The 19,230-nt window shown below is 61.5% G+C and carries 12 protein-coding genes; 3 read left to right on the top strand and 9 right to left on the bottom strand.

Going from position 1 to position 19,230, the window contains the following annotated elements:
- Window positions 1–412: 412 nt before the first annotated feature.
- The 7 genes from ON40_RS35280 to ON40_RS35255 form a co-directional block, all read right to left on the bottom strand.
- Window positions 413–1,171: a M48 family metallopeptidase gene (locus tag ON40_RS35280; RefSeq protein WP_051194059.1), complete on the bottom strand. Its 759-nt coding sequence runs from the start codon at window positions 1,169–1,171 to the stop codon at window positions 413–415.
- A 2-nt stretch (window positions 1,172–1,173) separates the two neighbouring features.
- Window positions 1,174–4,629, bottom strand: a complete 3,456-nt coding sequence (locus tag ON40_RS35275) for a type I restriction endonuclease subunit R (RefSeq protein WP_040829631.1) — start codon at window positions 4,627–4,629, stop codon at window positions 1,174–1,176.
- Between the two features lie 31 nt (window positions 4,630–4,660).
- Window positions 4,661–5,890 (bottom strand): restriction endonuclease subunit S, encoded by a 1,230-nt coding sequence (locus ON40_RS52580; protein ID WP_157186626.1) that lies wholly within the window; start codon window positions 5,888–5,890, stop codon window positions 4,661–4,663.
- The gene (locus ON40_RS35270; protein WP_051194057.1) at window positions 5,883–8,513 is read right to left on the bottom strand and encodes a type I restriction-modification system subunit M; all 2,631 of its coding nucleotides are present in this window, start codon (window positions 8,511–8,513) and stop codon (window positions 5,883–5,885) included. Before ON40_RS35270 ends, ON40_RS52580 begins: the two co-directional genes overlap by 8 nt.
- An 83-nt stretch (window positions 8,514–8,596) precedes the next feature.
- Entirely contained in the window at window positions 8,597–9,430 is an 834-nt protein-coding gene (locus ON40_RS48655) for an RloB family protein (RefSeq protein ID WP_157186625.1), read from the bottom strand.
- The gene (locus tag ON40_RS35260) at window positions 9,427–10,707 is read right to left on the bottom strand and encodes an AAA family ATPase (protein ID WP_218008912.1); all 1,281 of its coding nucleotides are present in this window, start codon (window positions 10,705–10,707) and stop codon (window positions 9,427–9,429) included. Before ON40_RS35260 ends, ON40_RS48655 begins: the two co-directional genes overlap by 4 nt.
- Before the next feature lie 600 nt (window positions 10,708–11,307).
- Window positions 11,308–13,869: a DEAD/DEAH box helicase gene (locus ON40_RS35255; protein WP_051194055.1), complete on the bottom strand. Its 2,562-nt coding sequence runs from the start codon at window positions 13,867–13,869 to the stop codon at window positions 11,308–11,310.
- A 730-nt stretch (window positions 13,870–14,599) separates the two neighbouring features.
- Here ON40_RS35255 and ON40_RS35250 point away from each other — a divergent pair.
- A complete protein-coding gene (locus ON40_RS35250) occupies window positions 14,600–15,529 on the top strand; it encodes an IS630 family transposase (RefSeq protein WP_218008911.1) in 930 nt (309 codons plus the stop codon).
- A 119-nt stretch (window positions 15,530–15,648) separates the two neighbouring features.
- On the opposite strand, the gene ON40_RS52575 is transcribed toward ON40_RS35250, so the two are convergent.
- Window positions 15,649–17,070, bottom strand: coding sequence for a hypothetical protein (locus ON40_RS52575; protein WP_157186624.1), 1,422 nt, complete (start codon window positions 17,068–17,070; stop codon window positions 15,649–15,651).
- Window positions 17,071–17,530: 460 nt separating this feature from the next.
- On the opposite strand from ON40_RS52575, the gene ON40_RS54995 reads away from it, so the two are divergent.
- Window positions 17,531–17,716 carry a transposase gene (locus tag ON40_RS54995; RefSeq protein WP_245568136.1) on the top strand — a complete coding sequence of 62 codons (186 nt, stop codon included), beginning with the start codon at window positions 17,531–17,533 and terminating at the stop codon, window positions 17,714–17,716.
- Window positions 17,647–17,799, top strand: coding sequence for a hypothetical protein (locus ON40_RS54990; RefSeq protein WP_245568138.1), 153 nt, complete (start codon window positions 17,647–17,649; stop codon window positions 17,797–17,799). The genes ON40_RS54995 and ON40_RS54990 overlap by 70 nt, the downstream gene beginning before the upstream one ends.
- Window positions 17,800–18,388: 589 nt before the next feature.
- Here ON40_RS54990 and ON40_RS35235 read toward each other — a convergent pair.
- A partial coding sequence (locus ON40_RS35235; RefSeq protein ID WP_083896144.1) for an IS3 family transposase occupies window positions 18,389–19,230 on the bottom strand: 842 nt, incomplete at its 5' end.

Below are 19,230 nucleotides of genomic sequence, written 5' to 3'. Positions count from 1 at the left end.
GCGTGGCCGCCGAGACCTCCAGTTCGGCGGCGATCTCCTCACCCGAGCGGCCCGCCGCGGCCAACTCGTCGGCACGGCGCAGCTTCCGCACGATCTCCTCCGCGGAATGCCGCTTGCGTCCTGCCATGTCCCTCAGTGTCCCTTCCAGCCCCTACCAGGGCCAACAGGACTCTAATACCGAGCGGTCTCATTCACTGGGGACGGGCCAGAGACTCAACCCGACACCCTGACCGGCAGCATTCCCAACGAACCCCACTACACCGATCACGAAGCTGGCCAGGAGAATTAGGCCGCCGTACGCGTCTGATACGACGACGACCTGGCCGGCGAACCGACCCGCACCAAGCAACCGCATCCGCGGCCTGCTGACCTCGCTGCACCCGAACTGGAAGCGAACCACATCGTGCTTGAGCTACCGAATTGCGCCCAACCATGCGGTGGATCCGAGCTGAGCGAGGCGCCGTTCTCGCGATACGAAATCGGGGACAAGCTTGCTGAGCTCGCGCCAGAACGCTGCCGAGTGTGCATTCACACGCAGGTGAGTCAGTTCGTGTGCGAGCACAAGTTCGACCAGGTCCTCAGGCAGCTGGAAGGTCGCCCAATGAATCGATATGCGGTTATCGCGTTCTCGTACTCCCCACCGAGCCCCGAGATCGCGAATTCTGGTTGCGGGCACTGAGAGACCAGCCGCGCGGGCCAGTGCTGGCATGATCTCGGCGATCAGCTGATCGCCCTGGTCGGTGTACCAATGGACGAGGTGTGTGGCGGTTGGTTTGCTTCCCTGCCCTGCAGCCAATTCCAGCCAATCGCCGACGATCTGCAGTGTCGGCACTGTGTCAGTGGCAATTCGGAGGCGATAGGTGCGACCCAAGTAGTCGAAGTGCTCGCCGTCGATCAGTTCTTTCGCCGGATGTGTGGGCTCGACGCCGCGGTGCCGGGCCACTGCTCGAGCAATCCGATCGACGTGGCGCTCCAGCAATCGTTCAATGTCATTCGGTGCGGCGTCTTCGGGAACGGCCAAAGTCACGGTGCCGCCCGCTGAGACTTCGATGCCGAGGGTCTTTCGCCGTCGGAGTTCGATGCGCACCCGCCATTCGGGGGGAAGCATGAGGCCGGCGACGGTTCGTTCCAGCTCGGTGCTCAGCGTATAGGCGACGACGGATTGTGGCATCCTCACGTGTTTCCGTCCTCAGACCATCGTCGGAAGTCGTTTGGGCGGCGTGCCGCGAGAGCGACCAATTCGGTGGCGAGCGCCTCGGGTTCGGCGTTATGCAGACCTAGCTCCCGCTCCAGATAGTTGATCATGAGCGTGATACCTCTATCTCGAACAACTATGTTCTCGGGGAAGTTCGGCCGTGCCGCTAGGTCAGCCAGGTGTAGGACGATTCTTCTGGTGACTATGGCCAAGTCCAGTTTCGGCACGGCCACGTCCGGTGCGACCCTGCGCAATGACCGCTCGATCAGTTCGCGCACCGGCTTCTCGGTGAAGTATGCCAGCCCTTCGCTGAGATCCGACGTAAACGCGTCGCGCTCTTCCCTGACGAGACTGTCGAGTTCAGCGGCCGCCTGTTCGAAGTCCCGTTCCATAGACTGGGTTATCCGGTCGAGTCGCTCACTTAGTCGTTCGTAGCGATCCGGGTCGACGGCGGTGGGCAGGCGCAGGTCGATCCTGCTGCGGAGGGCGCTGGCCATCTCCATAGCTCGCGCTCGATCGTCGTATAGATTGTCCAGCTTCTCAAGGTAGTCGTCGGTGGTGAGATCGCGTGGCGGTACGCGCTGCTCGATTTGATTCAACCGCAGATGTTCATCGATGAGGGCGCGCACCTTCGCCCCGTACCTACGGGGGCTGAATTCCGCGCGATCGTCGCGGTCTCTGCTACGGAGGCGATACTGGACCTCGCCTATCTGCTTCGCGAACGCGGTGTAGCGCAGCGCCTGGGGGCGCGGCAGCACCGCATTGAGGGCGGATAAGAAATCGCGTGTGAGCTCGTCGAATTGGGCGCGCAGGTGCGGATCCCACAGTCGTGCAAGCAGTTCTGATCGAGCCGCCGACGTGGTGAGTTGTGTGACACCCAAGTTGTTCAAGAATGTGACGAGACGCTGGTGCTCGGATTGCAGGTGCGGCACCGCGGATTCATTGAACCCCTGCCACACGGTACGAGCAGGCGGCTGGTCGCCACCGATCACGAAGCGAAGGTGTTCGCGCTCATAGTCATTGAGTGCGCGCCGCAGATCGCGGTATACGCCCACGTAGTCGACGATCAGACCGTATTGCTTGTTCCGGTACGGGCGGTTCGTGCGCGCAATTGCCTGCAGTAATTCGAGGCCGCCCATACCGCGATCAAGATAGACGATCTGTTCGACCGGAGCGTCGAACCCCGTGAGCAGCATTGACTTCACCACCAGGAAGGCCAACGGCGGCGATACGGAGGCGGTGATCGCCTGGACGGATTGGTTCGAACTTGGCAACTCGTCCCAGGGATCGCCGCCCGCCGACAGACTGCCGGCGGGCGCACCGATCGGACCGGCGTGCGTGGTCGCGGACCATGGTTGGTCGGCGAACCACTCGTTCGGGTCGAATCCCTGTTTGAAGCGACGGATGTGCTGATTCTGATCACTGCGCCTGGTCCAAGTTCGCCAGTCCTCCGGGTCGGCGGATCCCGCACTCTCCGAGATGACGACTGCTACCTCGATGGAGGCCAGCAACTCCCGCCAATTGAGGATCCGCAGGAGTTTCTGTTCCGCTTCGGTAGCGTGTACCGCAGCCATCGGATCGTACCGCATCCTTGTGTCCAGCGCACGCAGTCGCGTAACAAGGTCATCCCGCGCAGCGAGGATCGCCGCCTGGTAGCGAACCGCCGCCTTACGGGAGACCGCGACGATCTGTGCCGCGAAGCCGTCGGGCATAGCATTGGAGGCCCAGTGCGAGAACATGTCTCGCGCCTTGTAGTCAATGACGTGCTGGGCTTCGAGCACTTCCTTTTTCCGAGCAAGCTGGCGCATGGCACGGCGACGCTGCCTGCGGGTGCCTGTGACGGTCGCGTCGAATCCCGCGTCGAGCAAAGCACGACTCACGATCTCAAATTTGGGAAGGCGAGCCTCATAAGAAACTGGAACGATCGACCGGTCGTCCCGGGCATCCTTGAGGGAGTAGACGTCGATGACGTCGCCGAAGATCTCGTCGGTCCGCTTCTTGCGCCCCTTGATGATCGGCGTCCCGGTGAATCCGAACATGACGGCGTTCGGCAGCAGGGCGCGTAGTCGCGCATGCAGCAACCCGTCTTGGCTGCGATGCGCTTCGTCGATCAGCACGACGATCCGGGTGCTCAAGTTGATCGGATCAGGCAGCGGCTCGGTGCCGAACTCCTCATCCGATGCGGCATCTTGTTCGGCTTCGGTGTCGTCATCGTCGTGCTGCGCCTTCTGAATCAGAATCATGACCAGGTCGGCTATCTGCCTGGCGAGATATTCGCGCGCATCATCGACGTTGTTGGCGACATAGGGGGTCTCCTCCGTAGTGAGGAGGCTTCCGTGAATCTGCGTCTGCAGGTCCAGCCGATCGGTGACCACAACGACCTTGTAGCCAGTCAGTTCTCGTGTCGCGCGCAAGCTGCGCACGAGGAAGGTCATCGTAAAACTTTTGCCCGAACCCTGTGTGTGCCAGACAACCCCGCCGCGAGGGTCAGGATCCACATCCTTAGTGATCGCCACACGGCGATCCTTCAGTTTGTCGGTGATCCGCTGAACCGCGCGGAACTGCTGCCAGCGGCCGACCACTTTCGCCGTGGATCCGGCGTCGATCATGAAGTCACGCACAAGCCAGAGCAAATGCGCGGGACGCAGCACACCGGCGACAAGTTCCCCCTGGGCTGAAATCGGTTCCCAATCCGGCTTGCCGATCTCACTGGACACCTGCGCGACAGTTGCCGGTTCTACGGTTCGCCAGGATGCGAACTGGTGTGCCTCGGCGGTAACCGTCCCCAATTGTGCCTGCTCCCCGCAGGTTCCGATGAGCACCTGCGCGAACCGCACGAACTCGGGCACGGGCACGGCAGCGTGTGCACCGGCGTAACCCAGCACCTGCTCAACGGCATCGTCGAGGGCCGCCGGTCCGGTTCGCTTGCACTCGATGATGACAAGCGGCAGACCATTGACGAACAATACCAGATCCGGAATCGCCGACCGGTGATCCGGCCGGTCGACGCGGAACTGGGAGACGACCAGCAGATCGTTGTTCTCAGGGCGCTCGAAGTCGATCAGTCGAACATTCTGATTGACCCCATGGTCCCAGCCCGGCAATCCCTCCACCGTTATGCCAGAACGCAGTAACCGCGTAACCGTGAGATTCCCTGCGACCGACGAAAGATCCTGCCGCAGAACAAGTTCGACAATAAGGCTCAACCGGTTCTCATCCAGCCAAGGCTGTCCGTCAGGCCCTGGATTCAACCGGTTGACGGCCTGCCGGAACCTGTCCTCCAGCACAACCGTCCAGAAGTCCGACCGGCCGGATTGCGTCGGGTCCTGCGGCCGCGTTCCCGGTGGTGCGCCCTCGAGATGCTGCTGCCATCCCATCGCCAGCAACTGGTCGATCAGCGGACGCTCCACCTCGTCGTACTCTGGCCTCGCCATCGGTGGCGCCTCCCCAGATCCGTTGTCTCGGTTAAAGATCGTCGATTGCGACCTTACCGGTGAGCAGATCCTCGATCAGAGCCTTACGTATGGTGCGGAGCTTGGCGATGCGGGCCTCAAGGACCATTCGAAACTCACGACCAGCGAGGATCGGCCCTATGAGCCGCTGCTGCTCGCCTACGGAGGGCATCGGAACAGGCATTGCCTTCACCTGCGTCGAATTGATCGATGCGAGGTTAGTGCTCTGTTTGCCGACACGAAGAAAGTACTTCCGGCCTTCGGCTGACGCGGTATACAAAGACAGATACTCGGGAACCAACTGCGATGAGCATCGGACTCTAAAAATATGATTCTGATGAAGGCACGGCTCCACTCGGCCGTCCCATACGGCGCCGCGTCCGAGCTTATCAATATCGCCACCTTCGGTAAGAAGGACATCTCCGGGCATAAGTGAATAACGAGGCAGCTGGGCGCGAAGGATCCTTACGTATTTCAAATCAGATGTGTCAATTACGCCATCCAGAACGTTTGCAACCCGCAGGTATGGAAGCTCGATTGAAGCCGCCCCGACCGCTTCTGAACCTAGGGTTACGCCCGCGGTAACATCTGCTACGTCACCCAGGTAACAGAATTCGTCCCGAGGGCCAGCAAATGCCTTATTCGCCAGGCTGGATTCCATTATGGCGACTTTAGAAATCCTCCGATTCAGGGCCTCAATTTCGCGATCGAAGCTGGTGACTGCTTCAACTAATTCTCTTTGTTGCGAAATACTGAGGTGCGGGATAGGGAGTTGTCGAATCTGATTCTGGCCCAGATTTTTCATACTTCCGCTTGTTCCGGTGGCCTCTAGTCTCACTTTTGATCGTATGGATTGAGCCCCAAGAACAATAGCTACATATTCGCTCAAGGCTAGGTTGTGATTTATATGCAACCGCAGGGTCTTGTCCGACAGCATGAGCATCGGTCGCGGTTCGCGTGCGATGCATGACAAGCCGACCAATTCCTCTGTGTTTGCCCTGGAAATTATCAAGTCGCCAGGCTTGACCTCGAATTCAGGACGAATCAATGAAGAATCTGAAATTGCCTTGTTTTCATTCGAGTCGAAACCTTCTGATCGAATAGCGCTGACCTTCAGGACGCCCCATTCGCCGGGGGCGGCGGGTTGTCCTTCCGCAAGTGGACTGCGGCCAGCTTCAACGTGCGTCAATAGGTTGCCGAGCGGTATTGAAGAGAAACGGTCGATCCTGTGCGAGTCAGGCACCGTACCCCAACTCCTTCAACCATTCGCGCAACTTTGCATCGGCTTCTTGGCTTACTGCTTCCAAGTCGCGGAGCGATACTCGGTATTTTTCCACCCAGCCTTGATATATCGCTACCAGTTCACTTCGGCCAGCGGTGACGACTTGGGCAAGACGCGATCCCAGGTTCTCCTGCATCACCGTGAGCACGTGTGGTTCGGATTCGCCTGCGGCGATGGCCATTTCGGCGGCAGCATTGAGTTCATGCAGGAAGAGCTTCTGCAGGTCGCTACGCTTCTTGTTGGCCTTGGTGCGGACACTGCGGAGCTGCTTGACATCGGCTTCGGTGACTATCGGCTCACTGGTTTGTTCATCGCCGTCTTCAGAGTCGTCTGCCGCCGATGCGGTTGTCGAAGAGTTGAATTCGGCCAGGGCAGCCTGATAGGCCGCTTCTGCCTCGGCTGCGGCGGCTTCGGCTTTGGTGAGTTCAGCCAAATACTCAGGGATGAGGTGTTTGACGAGCGGGTGTTCGAGGGCGCGACGGCGGTCGGCGGGTGTGGGTTGCTTAGTCTTGCCACCGGGGCCTTCGGTGGGGGCGAGCATGGCTTCGATGCTGTGCACCCAGCCTTCGAGGACGCGGTCGTAGCCACCTGCGGCGAGGGCCTTGAAGTCGTAGCGGTTGGTCATCCACCAATCGGCAATGACGCCGGCGGCATCGTATTCGTCGATGACACCAAGCGGCGCAAGTTCTTTGGTGAAGCTGTCAACGAGGTCACCACGTAAGGTCAAGAGCTGCTTGGTTTCTGGCAAGTTGGAGATCATCGTTGTGTGATCGGTCCACCATTCTTCGAAGGCGGCCATGAGCTCGGCTTCTTTGGCGGCCGTCAGCACCGGGATGCGGGCGGCAGTCGCGTCGGTGCCTTCCGGCAGGAAGTCGAGATAGTGCTCGTCACGTTCGGTGAAGAGGTTGTAGGCCCAGACGCCGTATGCGTTGAACTGGTCGATTCGATCGGCGACCTCGGATCGTGGCACACCGCCGTACAGGTGCGCTCGCACATCTTGCGGTTCGGGGGACTGCGAATTGTCCACCCAGCGACGCACATTGAGGTTGGCGTCCGCGGCCAGTAGTTCGTCCGTAGAGACAACACGAGAGTATCGGTCGATTTCGAGCCGGTGGCGGTAAGCTGCCACGATCTTCTCTGCATGCTGAGGCCCGAGCTCGTTCTGCGCGCGCCCGGCGACGTACTCGCGGTCAGCGTTGATGAACAGCACTTTATGCTCGGCGCACTGGGGGTTCTCGGCGCACTTGTCGTGGTCGGAGCACTTTGGTTTGCCACCCGGCCTGCGTAGTATGAGGATGCATGCAGGCAGTTGCGCGCCGTAGAAGAGGTTGGGGCCGAGGCCGATTACCGCCTCGATCACGTCGTCATGCAGCATCTTCTCTCGTATGCGTTTTTCTTCCCCGCCGCGGAACAGCACCCCGTGCGGCATGACTGTTGCGGCGACGCCGTGTTCCTCCAACACCGAGATCATGTGCTGCACGAACATGAGATCGGCCTTTTTGCTGTCCGGCTTGGTGTACCCGAACGCCATGCGGCCGTGCGAGCTTTCGACCCGCTGCACCGCGGCCAGATCGTAGTTGAGCGAAAACGGGGGATTGGACAGTACTTTGGTGAAGGTCCGCAGTCTGGTTCCGGCCCGCTTGTGCTCGTGGTCGCCGGTCTCGAAGTTGATCGGGTGATTTGCGTGATCCACTACGTGCATCGGCTCGGTGAGCGTGTCGCCGTTCCGCAGGTCCGCATCCCAAATTCCGTGCAACAGCATGTTCATCTTCGCCAATGCCCAGGACGCACCGTTCTTTTCCTGTCCGAACACCGACAGATGCTCCGGATTCTCCCCGTGCTCCTCGACGTACTCGCGCGAGAAGATCAGCATGCCTCCTGATCCGGCGCAGGGATCGTACACGGTATCGCCGGCATGCGGATCGACTAGCCGGACCATCATTCGAATCACCGGACGCGGCGTGTAGAACTCGCCGCCGCGCTGACCGCCGTCATCGGCGAAACGCGCGAGCAGATATTCGTAAGCGGCGCCGAGCATGTCGGGGAATTCGAAGTCGTCGTTGCGCAGCCGATACTTGCAGAAATGCCGGATGAGATCTCGCAGTTCGCCGTCGCTGAGTTTGCCCTGCTGACCGGTCTGGCGGTTGAACCCGATGTGGCCCAACACGCCCCGGATCGCCGGGTTGTCGGCCTCAAGCTTCCGTAGCGCCTTGTCGAGTTCCGCACCGACCCCCTGTGTGAGCTCTTGAATTCCGGGGTGCTCAGTGCTCAGCGGCTCACCGTCTTCCGTACATTCGATGTGGGGACCAGCCCACCACCGAGCACGAGCAGGTACGAAGAAGGTGTCGGCGTAGATCCTTCGGCGTTCGGCGTACTTGCGAGCCTCCTGTGCAGTCCAGCCCCACTCCTTGATCGCCCAGGCGTAGTTCTTTTCGTACTCCTTCTGGAACTCGTCCGAACACCGCTTGAGGAACAGCATGCCGAAGATGTAATCCCGGTATTCGGAGCTGTTGATCCGTCCTCGCAGTACGTCCGCCGCACCGAACAGGTGCCGTTCCAACTGCGGGAGTGTGAGCAGTGCCACGCGCGAGACCCTCTCCATCGATCGAATCGATTCATCCGAGCCTGGTCAGCCTATCGAACTCGGATTCGCGCTGGATTCGGATGTCAGGGTGCAGTGGCTATCCCCAGAGTGACCAGCAGCCGCCACACGTCGGTCGACGGATCTCGACGCAGAACTGGGCAATGCTCGGCATGGCCGGAGCGTGCAGCCCAGGATTGCCATGAGGGGCGATCCCGCGATTCGGAGCTCTTCGTTGCCGACCGCGCAACAGGGTCCCACTTCGCCTTGGCGGCTTGGCAGTCGCCATGTTCACACTGGTTCACGAGGGCACGCGCACGATCGACGGCCCGTTGCTCGTTGTCGCGCAACGCATCTCGACGGGCCGGTGCGCTCACATTCTTGTTATTGCGCTTGTCATAGTCACGGAAGGCGTCGGTTGCCTTCGAATTTCGTAGTCGCTCAACGACTACGGTGCTTCTGCCACTCTGCGCGCCTGTAAAGGCTTGAAAATGCAGGAGCAGCCACAGGTCGAAGGAGGGATGTGAGAAGCCGACTTCGACTTTGTTGGCGGCCGCGGTCACCAGAGCCTTCTGGATGTCGGCATCGCGGTCGGTCCCATCTCGATCGAACAGGACCCACGCTTCGTCGGTCCCAGCGTCCTTCACAACCATGTCCACGGTCTGCGTGGGCCGCATCCCGTTCTTCACTGCGATCGGATGCAGGCTGAACTGTGGCCTATCAGGTGTGCCCGGTCCGAACGTCTCGTCCAAATACTCAAGATAGTCCGGCTCGGTCTTCTCACCCTCACACGCGACGAAGACGACCCTCCCCCTGCGATCTCTGCCTAGAGGGCGCTCAAGCGGCCGGGCGTCGTTTTCGGTACCGCGTCGACGTCGCCTCTGAGAAGCACTGTGCCGCTTATTGCTTCGGGCGCTCACTCCGCCCCTTTCGCTGCCAGTTGCCGAGATCGTTCGCGTGGAATCTTGCCAGTAGGCAGGCGTGGAATCCCACCGTAGCGTCCGCGCAGGTAGCCGCGCTCCAGGTTTTCGTCAGGACGAGGTTTGGCATCGATGAGGGGATACAGCTCGGTCTCCCCTGATCGCTGTTTGGCGGTTATCCATATCTGGTCCCGGTCGAGTGGGCGATCCAGCACGGGACTGCCCAGGAGTGTCGCGTCGTGTGTTGTGAAGATCAACTGTGCGCCTTTGGGATTGGCGTCCAAGTCCTGGAAGAGCCGCACGACTTCCGCTGCCAGTGTCGGATGCAGGCTAGAGTCCAGTTCGTCCACCAGCAGTACCGCCCCCGCGGTGAGCGCCGTCAACAGCGGTCCCAGGAATGCGAACCACGCATGCGTTCCCAGCGACTCCTCGCGCAGGAAATCGAGTGCTACGTCACTATCTGCTGCTCTGTGTCGCAGCCGGACGGCCCCCGTTTCCCGATCGATGTCGGCTCCTGTAAGGCCTAGGTCCGCAATCGACAACAGGCGGAGGATGTCTTCGGCATACTTCGGCGCCTCCTTCACGTCGGCGAGGAGGTGCTGTGTCCATCGTGTGCGAGAAGCGATATCCGCACCTGGCGTGACTAGCCAGAGATTGTCGCTGAACCAACGATGAACTGCTGAAAGCTGTGGGTCGTTGAGCGTTGCGCCAACTGACAGGAATAGTGCGTTCGACCTGGTGAACGCGACCAGATCCGCGCTGCGGCCCTGAAATCCCGTTCCTCGGAAGACGAACTCGTCCCCGCCCTCGTCGCCCCGGGCAGCGTCTCTGTCGAACCAGACCTGGCGTCGCCCCTGTGGGTACGCATGCATCCACTCAGCCTCAACCCGATCGTCCGACAGTTCGAAACCGTAGGTATATCTGACCGGGTCGACCCCGAGTACTAGGTCGACTTCGCAGAGAGTGGTGTCATCTCTGCATTGCGAATCCAGCTTGAAGGGTTCTCGTGGCACAACACCTGGATACTTCGCCCATTCGGTGACGGACTCCCGGACGGCGGTGCGCATGAAGCGCAACCCGCTCAGCAGGTTGGACTTGCCCGAGGCGTTCGCCCCGAACACGCCTGCCACAGGCAGCGCAGTCACCCCCCGCCCCTTGCTGCTCAGCCCGGTCTCACGGGCGGTGCCGGCATTGAACTCCGTGCCGATCAGTGACAGCTCATGTTCCTCCCGAATCGACCGATGGTTGGCTAGCCGAAAACGCAGCAGCACGACCACCCTCCCTTCTCGAACATGAGAACCAGCTTGTCAAAGCTGGTTTCATGCGGAAAGTCTACACAGACAAGCCTAAGACATAGGGAACTGTCACGCCAGAAATCCGATACCGATTCGAACGCATTATCGATCGACTGACGCTCTCGCGCGTCAAAACCTTCTGGCCAGATTGCTCGGTTTATGCTCCGAGCACATCGAGCCGAGAAGGGGCCCGATGTGCGGCCAGATCACGGCGGTTGAAGATCCCGATCGAAGACAAGGTACGAGCAGTGCTGTCGATCCAGTGAGATGAGTGCCGCGGAGGCTGCGCACCGCCGTAGAGTCGGCACGGCATCGACGAGGCAAGCGGAAGCAGGGGTTCCTAGGGGTAGAGACCAAGGCCCTGGAAGAGATTCCCTCCGTTCCGGCCGGAGCGCAGGGCGCACCGGAGCAGCGGCAACTGCACTCGCCGGACTAGCGGTTCCGCCACAGACGACGCTCTCGGAGCATCCGGCGCATCATTCCGACGAGGGCCACGACATGGCCGGGTGGATTGAGATGTGATGTGTCGGTCCGTGAATGGCCAGCGCGGAGCTCGAATGCGCTGGCCTGACCGGTCCCGTTTCAGCTGAGCGGGCGGATTGGGTGTGTGGCGATTCTGGCCAGGATCTGCGTGGGCAGGCATCCGTAGGTCGATAGAACCCTCGCGACTTGTTCGCGAATCGGAGACGAACTTCCGCCTGTGCTGGTTGCCAGAAGTGCCGTCCAGGCGCCCTTGACGTCTGCGGCAAGTCGGGACACGACTTCTGGATCGGTCATGTAGACATCGGGGTTGGCGGTGACTGCTACCTGCGCTTCGACGGCAGCTCGCGGCGAGACGATGACCGAGACACTGCCTGCGGGGGGTGCGTCGGCCTTCTTGTCGGCAGCGAGTTGGGTGAGCTGGGTGTTGGTCTGGCGAATGTACTTGAGCGGAATGGTCTTGTCGAAGTCGGACTCGCTCTTGGCCTCGATGGTCGCCCACAGGGTCGAGTCCCACAGCCAGGCCGAGTCGCAGCGGCCTTGGCCGGCGGGCTTAAAGGCCGTGGCGCCTAGCGCTTCGCCGAGCGTGGTCAGCCCTCGTTCGTATGCGATGGCCTCGGTCTGTGACAGGTCATCGATGCAGCTGTCGAGATTGTGCAGATATCGATCCTGACGAACGCCTCGCTCGATACGGGAAACGATCGCGTTGATGGCCACCGAGTCCGCCAATGATCGCTCCTGTTCGGGCTGGCTGTGGAGCCGCGGTGTCTCGTTGAGCCACGTTCCGCGGACAGCTGCCGCCTCGGCATCGCGGACAAGCTTGCGGGCATTGGCGCGCGCGGCCTCGCCGTCGGCGCCGTGGTGCAACCACAATCCCGCCAGGTATAGCAGGACCGCCCGGTAGCCCCTGGTGGCTTCACCGCCTTTGCCGACTGTCCGTGCTGCTCGTTCCATTTCGGCGCTGGCGGCGATCCACTTCTCCTGATAAGCCAGTTCCCATGCCTTGACCTCGTACTCGGCCGCTTCTTGCATGGCGGCACTACCGGGCGGGGGAACCTTCGTCTGGTCGTGACGGATTTCGGTGATGAACGGCTCGCCGCCTTCGCGCCATTGCTCTTCGTGTTCCAGGAATACCTGGACGTTCTCGAAGATCTCGCCGTAGTCCTTGTCACGGCTGTTGAGCCAGCCGAACTCGACCTCGGCTTGAAGTTCGGGATCGAGCGCCTGCCGTACCTCGCGCAAGTGCAGATACTGCATCAGGTCAGGTCCCGAGACGATCACCACGGCGTAGTCGCTCGGTCCCCGGGTGCAGCGGCCAGCGCCTTGCACGACCCGGGTCCGCACACGCTCGGCCAGAGCAGAACCGGCCAGAGCGCGCTCACTCAAGAACTTCTCCTGCAGACTGTGGGCATTGGGTAGCCCGTTGAGGACTACGACACGGCAGTCGTCGTCGGGAAGGTCGAGACCGTCGTAGCGATTAGCGAGCCCGAGTATGCCGGCAGGTGCCTGTCGGAACACCGACAGGTTCTGCTCGAGGTCGTCTTTTCCGAATACCGGCAGTCCTGCCGGTGCCAGCTCGAGCGCCGTCTCCTTTGCCCCGTCGACGGTGTCCTGGGACAACACGACCGCCTTGGCGGTCTCGCGGAGCAAGGATTTGATCAGCACGGTCGAGTCGCCTCCCTGCGCGGCGTCGGCGAAGACGAACAGGCGCCGACCGGAACGTGGGGCGGCGCCAGGAAGGGTCAGACGGGTAATCCGTGAGCGACCGAAAGCGCGTTCGAGTTCACCTCCGTCGCCGAGCGTGGCCGACAAATAGATTCGTCGTGCGGCACCGGCGAACAGGGGGCTTTCGAAGGTGGGCGGAATCATCGGCCGGATTTCTATCGCGCCGTACGACAGGTAGACCATGCAGCTGGCAAGGCCGGACCGAATCATTGCGAGCTGGAAGTTGTGTGGTTTGGGCAGCGCGTTGAGCGCTGCATCCAACCCGGTCAGCGTGTCCGGGTCGACCGAGGGCACCACGAGCCGAACCTGATGGTGCGCCCCGGGATCGGGATCGCTGCGCAGCCGCTGCAGCAGCAGGTCTGACAGCTGCGGCGCAAGCGCGTCGAGCACCGTGTCGTAGGCGTGTGCATGCTTCCATCGGCTGATCCGGACAGCGAACTGCTCGCCGACGAACTGCTCTCCAGCGTGTGCGTCGTCGAAAACGATGACCGCAGGCGGCGCCAGCCGCGGATTGCTATTGAAGATCGTGGTGTAGTTGGTGATCGCGACGCCCTGGTTTTCGCTGTACCGGGCCTCCTCGGCAGCGACCCACTCACGGTGTCGGCCGATCAGGAGCACTGCCGGTATGCCCTCGCGCTCGGCCGTAGCGGCGACCTGACGAGCGAGCTGATTGGTCGGGCACGCATACACCACCCGGCCCCGAGGGCCGCGCCGTTCCCATTCGCAGATCAGCAAACCGGGCAGTGTCTTGCCTGTCCCCGTGGGCATCTCCAGCGCCAGATCGTCGGTCGTGCTGTGATCCTCGACGTAGGCGGTGACGATCTGCCCCTGGTGAACCCATAGGTTCTTCACGGCCTGTTTCGTTCGGGGAAGCTCGTTGTACAGATCCAAGATCGTCGCTGGACGCACCTTCGTCTTCTCACGACCGATGAAGGCCACCTGACCACCCGCCTCTCAAGCTAAACAGCCCGCCTTGATCGCTGGACCGCCCAAAAACTTTACTGCTCAACATGTTCCGCGTCGAGAGCTGACGATGGCATACGAGTCCAAGTTCTGAGCGACGGTACACAGGCTGAACTTGGAGGAGAGTAAGCCGGTTGGCGCCAGTGCCACGTGCTTCGGCACCCGGTTGCTCAAGGATCATGCGGCCGGATACACGCGATGGTGGCCCGGGTGCTGCACTGTGAACATGTGAACGGGTCAGCGTGCGACATTGCGGCTGATCAGCTCCTCATCCACGGCATCCTGGAGGGCCGCCCGGAGCATCCGGAGTACCTGCTGAATCGAGCTGGTCGACAAGGCATCCTGGCAGCACTCTGCGGGTGACTTCGCGCAGCAGCGGGGCCTGATTCGGCCGGCATCCTTACCTTGGGCGCAACACGGCCGTGATCCGCTACAGAAGACCACCAGCTGTCAGAAGATCATCGACACCTTGACCTCTACGTTGACCGGATACTGGCAGTCCGCGGGCCGGTTGGGGGGCTGTGCCCGCTCCGCCAACACCTCGGCGGCGATGACCCGATCGCAATGTACTGACCTCCTTCAGGTGACGGGCCACTTGGGCCGTGATCCGTGGCCCGGCGCATGAAGACAGATTGGGCGGGAAGGTGCTCTTACTAATCCGATCGTAAGTATGCCGACCTCGGGGTGTTTCTGACAGAATTTCCGGGTGCGTGATGACGATGGCCGGAAGCTGGACCACCAGACGCTGGAAGTGCTGCGGCGGCGGGCGGTGCAGCGGGTGATCGATGGCGCGCATCCCGAGGAGGTCGCGCAAACGCTTGGCCTGCACCGTAAGACGGTGTACGGGTGGCTGGCGAAGTTCCGGGAGGGCGGCTGGGATGCGTTGCGCGCCAAGCCGGTTCCTGGTCGGCCGCCGAAGCTGACAGGCACGCAGATCGGGAAGCTGTATGCGTTGATCACCGGTAGTGATCCACGACAGCTGTCGCTGGAATTCGCGTTGTGGACCCGGGATCTGGTGCGGCAAGTGATCCGCCGCGAGTTCGGTGTCGCGTTGAGCGAGGTCAGCGTGGGCAGGCTGCTGCGCACGATGGGCCTGTCACCGCAGAAACCGTTGTGGCGCGCCTACCAGCAGGACCCCGAGGCGGTGGAACGCTGGAAGCGTGAGGAGTTCCCGGCGATCCGGGAACAGGCGAAAAGAGAAGGTGCCACAATCTATTTCGCCGACGAAGCTGGAATCCGATCCGATTACCACGCCGGCACGACCTGGGCGCCGGTCGGCAAGACTCCGGTGGTGCGCACCACTGGCGCCCGGCACTCGGTGAACATGCTGTCCGCGGTCACGACCAAAGGCGCGCTGCGGTTCATGGTGCACGACGGCACGGTCGACTCCGCAGTGTTCATCGAGTTCTGCAAACGCCTGCTCGAAGACGGTGGCACACCCGTCTACCTGGTCGTCGACGGCCACCCTTCGCACCGATCGAAGGCTACCCGGGCCTTTGCCGATTCCACCGAAGGCAGACTCACCTTGATCTTCCTGCCCGGCTACTCACCCGAACTCAACCCCGACGAATGGGTCTGGAAGAACATCAAAGCCGACCGCGTCGGCCGCACCGGCGTCACCAGCAAATCGACCTGACCACAAAGGTCACCTCAGCCCTGCACCGGCTGCAGAAACTCCCCGCCCTGGTACGCGGATTCTTCCGCGACCCGAACCTGGCCTACATCACCGCCTGAGTCGACCTACTTACGATCTGATTAGTAATCCCCGGTCGAGTTATTGGCCTTCTTCGGTTTTGGGTTCTTTGATCGCGGTTTCGCACCTCTTGATCGGAGTCGGTTCTGCCGCTCTTTCGGAGATTCTTGACTGAGTTCCCTGCCGATGACGGCGCTACGCGCATTTTCGAGACTGTCGTCCACTATCCCGCGAAGTTGGTCTCTGTTGACGCCAACTGTTCCGACGAGTCCGTGCTGGACCAGCTGGATGAACTGGCTGCCGACGAGGTGTCTGGGTACCTGCTTGTATCCCAATACTCGGCCAGGCCGACCGTTCTGTCGCTCGCGTCCGCTGAGAGTGCATGGGTCATTGAGGAGAACGTCGACGTAGGACAGCGGGAGATACATCCCATCGATGAGGGTGTCGACGCGAGGAGGACGCGACGACGGAGACCAGTGTGCGAGCTTGAGAAAGCATGAGTCGTGGCCAAGCTTCCACTCTGCTGGAGTGGCGGGGTTTTGGCTGAGGTGCGAAACCTTGCGCAGACGTCGCAGCTGATCCTCGAACTGATCGCCGATGGAGATGGATCGGGATGACTCGGTGAGTCGCTTGTATTGAACGAGCGTGAAGCTCGCGGAGGGCTCATGATAATAGATGAGATCGGTGCCCAGTCGGGATTCTACGGGGGTCGCATTGACATTGGCGATCTCTATTCGTCGTCCGGCACTTCCATACGCGACATGGATGTCGAACCGAACCTGTGGATCGTTGGTCCAGTCGTGATAAAGGTCGTCTCCGTACGCTGATGCTCGGGCATCGTGTTCGAGCATGCTGCTTTCAACGGGTTCTGGGATCAGCCCAGCGAGGTAGGGGGCGTTCCGGTCGGAAGGCCTCCGCCAGGCATTCGCTGTCTCGGGTGGTAGATCGGTGATCCGCTTGATAGTTCTGACTCCGTCCTGCTCCTCGAGCCACCCCATGTCGGCTCGATTGTCAGGAGACAGGATTTCCGGTGCGGCTTGGGCAAGTAACCAATCCAGCATTGGAACCATCTGCGGGTGCCGTTCCCGGACCGCGGACTCGATGGCGTCCCATGTGAAGGTACTGAACGAACCTACACTGCCGTTGATGCAGGAATTCTCGAATTCTCGGCGGGGTTCCTCTGCGAGAAAGGCGAGGAGTCCGTCGGGGCCGTCGAGCGGAATATAATCATGGATTTCTCGTAGTGGATCGATCGTAATATTATTGTCGAATCGGCCCGATATCCCGTGACGGACCGCGACACCTATCCATGTGAGGGTCCGCGAAGCTGCCGAGTCCTCGGAGATGCTAACGATGAGTGCAAGGAGCGGCGTTGCGCTCACTGCGTTGCGTTTCGAGAAGGGCTTCGTGAGGCGTTGCGTGAGGCGCAGCTCGTTCGTCTCGGCGGAAAGCTCTCCAGCAGAGAGTGTTACAACGTAGGGCACCAGGGAAGCCTATCGTCGATTGACGAGAGCCGGAGGGAGGTTTCTGTCCGGACCGGACAGCTCGCCCGATCATGGCGCGTTCGCCGCTCGAGGTGGACGGCTCCATAGGTAAATACGAGGCGCGCCGTCCTTGTGAATCAACGGTCTCCATCGTGTAGGTCGGGTGGCCACAGGGTGCAACTCCGTCGGACGGCCCGAACAATTCATTCAAATTACTTGCGTCGATTTGGGGTTTGGAGCCATTGTCGGATCTGGCGGGCTCCGGTGTCGTATCCGGTTTGGTGGACGCCGGAGCGTGGACGCGTGCGGCGTCGGTGCCTTGCCGTGAGCGGTCCCCGATGACGAGACCACCTGATCCCGGCCCCGGAAGGCAGACCAGCCTTGTGAGAGTTGAGGCTGACTGACCGTCAGGAGGTCATGGTGTCGAAATCGTATCCGCAGTCCGTGCGCGGGCAGGTGTGTGCGACTGCGTGCTGGGGAACGGGTCGCTGAGATCGCTGCTGAGACAGGGATTTCCGCGGCGACGCTGTTCAAGTGGAAGGCTCAGGCGCTGGTCGATGGGGAGTCCGTGAGGGTGTGCCGAGCGTCGAGGCCGACGAGTTGGCCTCCGCGCATCGCCGGATTGCCCAGTTGGAGGCCGAGCTGAAACTCACCCGAGATGCGTGTGAACTGTTCGACGAGCAGGTGGTGATCTCTCCAAAAGGAAATACGCGATCGTCGAAAGGCTGATCGCGCGTGGGCATTCGGGCCGAGCGGACCGATCTTCGTGCATGACGGTCTTCAAGGTCGTGGTCGTCCGTGGGTGTCGCGGGTGGGGATGCCGTGTTGGCGTAGTTTGGCGAGGATGGTGGTGTGTTCGACGCCGAGGTGTTCGCCGACTCGCGCGTGACCAGCCGAGGTTGTAGAGGTGGATGGCGTTGTCGATGTCCTCGGGGGATAGGCTGCGTCGGCGCATCTGTACGTCGTTCCGGTGGAGGATATTGCTGACTGTTCGGCGATCGATGCCGAATTGGGTGCCCAGTTCGTAGGTGGTGGCTCCCGCCAGGTAGCCATGGATGACCTCTTGTGTCTGGTCGGCGTCGAGTTGCTTTGCCCGACTGGGTTTTGACCGGTTGGCGGTTGGCGGTACGGGTGCGGTGGGGGCGGGAAGCTTCCGCTGCAGGGTTTCCAGGGCTTCTACCTGGTGTTTCGTGTTGTAGTAAGGTCCCCTAAGGTCCAGCGAATGGGGACCGAACCCACCTCAATCCGAACACATCATGACCGGTCCCCGATGACGGGACCACCCGGTCGTTGAGTCCGGGTTGTTTTCGATCCAGTTTCAGTTGATGCTGCACGCCACCGGGTGATGGGTGTGGGTGCAGGCCGCAGCGTACTCGGCCGGGGTCAGGTAGCCCAGCGCCGAATGCCGATGCCGCCGGTTGTGTTCGTCCTTGAAATCGCCGATCACCACCCGGGCCTCGAGCAGGCTCGTCCAATGGTTGCGGTTGAGGCACTCGGCGCGTAACCGCCGGTTGAACGATTCGATGTAGCCGTTGTTCCACGGTGTCCCCGGCGGGATGTAGACGATTCCCACCCGATCTCCGCAAAACTGTTGCAGCGCATGAGAAATCATCTCCGGGCCGTTGTCCATGCGCAGCACTTGCGGTGGCCCGCCGCGTGCGGTGAACACCTTCGCCAGCTCGGCGACGAGCCGCTCGGCGGTGATCGAGCGTTCCACCAGGTGCAGCAGCGACTCGCGGGTGTGTTCGTCGATCATCGACGCGATCTTCACCGCCTTGCCGTCGACGGTGGAGTCGAACTGGAAGTCCAACGCCCACACCACCTTCGGAGCATCCGCCTCGACCGGCGACACCGACGAGACACCGGCCCGCTTACGCGGGTGATGCTCGCGCACCTGCAGGCCCTCCTCCCGCCAGAGCCGGTGCACCTTCTTCAGGTTCACGCCACTGCCCTCGTCGAACCGCAGCGCCGCCCAGGCGCGCCGGAACCCGTGCCCTTGATGTTTCGTGGCATAGGACCGCAGCCAGGCCCGCAGACCGGCATCCGGATCCGCCGGGGTCTGCGCGGCCGGCAACCGCCGATACGTGGACCGATACAGCCCAACCACCTTGCACGCGAACCGTTCCGACATGCTCAGCACCTGCTTGAGCATGTCCACAG

Origin of the sequence: Nocardia jiangxiensis NBRC 101359 (genome assembly GCF_000308615.1) — a bacterium.
Taxonomy (GTDB): Bacteria; Actinomycetota; Actinomycetes; order Mycobacteriales; family Mycobacteriaceae; genus Nocardia; species Nocardia jiangxiensis.
This window is presented reverse-complemented; position numbering and strand designations above follow the sequence as displayed.

What these genes read in the sequence shown, in the direction of transcription:
- ON40_RS35280 (WP_051194059.1), bottom strand. Translation starts at nt 1,171, where the DNA reads ATGCCACAATCCGTCGTCGCCTATACGCTGAGCACCGAGCTGGAACGA.
- ON40_RS35275 (WP_040829631.1), bottom strand. Translation starts at nt 4,629, where the DNA reads ATGGCGAGGCCAGAGTACGACGAGGTGGAGCGTCCGCTGATCGACCAG.